Below are 898 nucleotides of genomic sequence, written 5' to 3'. Positions count from 1 at the left end.
ACGTCCTGCTGGCGAAAATGGCGGTAGCCCGCAGCGGGGCCATCGTTGCTGGAGCAGCCGGTCAGCAAGGCAAGGCTGGAACCGGCGGCAAGCATGGCGCTGCCGGCAGCGCTCAGCTTGAGAAAGCTGCGGCGGTTAATTCCCTGGTCCATAGCGCACTCTTCTTTTTTTGAGTTGAAAGTAGCAAGTTGAAAGTTACAACGCGGTTGAGGTTGTTGAGTCTTGTAATGTCTGGCCCGCGATTAACGGTAATGGCGCGGGTGTGGTCGTCCCAGGACAAAGACCTTTCCCGCGCTTTTAAACTTTATACTTTGAACTTGAAACTGATCATTTCAGCATGAATTTGTCGATCATCTTGTGCATGCCACGGCCATAAGGCGGCAGGATAAACTTGGTGGCGTTGAACTTGCCCTTCTTGTAGATGCCCTTGGCCTTGGAGAAGGTCTTGAAGCCTTCCGGGCCGTGGTAGGCACCCATGCCGGATGGGCCGATGCCACCGAAGGGAATGTCGTCCACGCCCACGTGGGAGATGGTGTCGTTCAGGCAGACGCCGCCGGAGTGAGTGCTCTTGAGGACGTGGTCGCCGTTGGCCTGGTTCCAGTCGAAGTAGTACAGGGCCAGCGGACGGGGGCGCTCGTTCACGTAATCGATGGCGTCGTCCAGGGTTTTGTAAGGCACCACGATCATCAGCGGGCCGAAGATTTCGTCATGGCTGATCTGCATATCGTCGGTGGCATTGAGCACCATGGTGTGGGGCAGTTTCTGGCTGCCGCTGAAGTCTTCATTGGCCGGGTTGATCTCAATCACCTCGGCGCCCTTCTCGCGGGCTTCGCTGACGTAGCCTTGCAGCCGTTTGAGCTGGCGCTCGTTAACGATGGCCGTGTAGTCCGGGTTGTTC

The 898-nt window shown here is 57.2% G+C and carries 2 protein-coding genes; both read right to left on the bottom strand.

The genetic code is table 11. The features are described from left to right. The coding region (locus tag A3730_RS07185) for a twin-arginine translocation signal domain-containing protein (protein ID WP_156501030.1) at window positions 1–152 on the bottom strand (152 nt) is incomplete at its 3' end. Between the two features lie 175 nt (window positions 153–327). Then, window positions 328–898, bottom strand: a 571-nt coding sequence (locus A3730_RS07180; RefSeq protein ID WP_156501028.1) for an aldehyde dehydrogenase family protein, incomplete at its 5' end; no start/stop codon positions are given.

The organism is Alcanivorax sp. HI0044 (genome assembly GCF_001634945.1).
The sequence above is the reverse complement of the archived record's forward strand: the minus strand, read 5'-3'. Positions and strand labels throughout refer to the sequence as shown.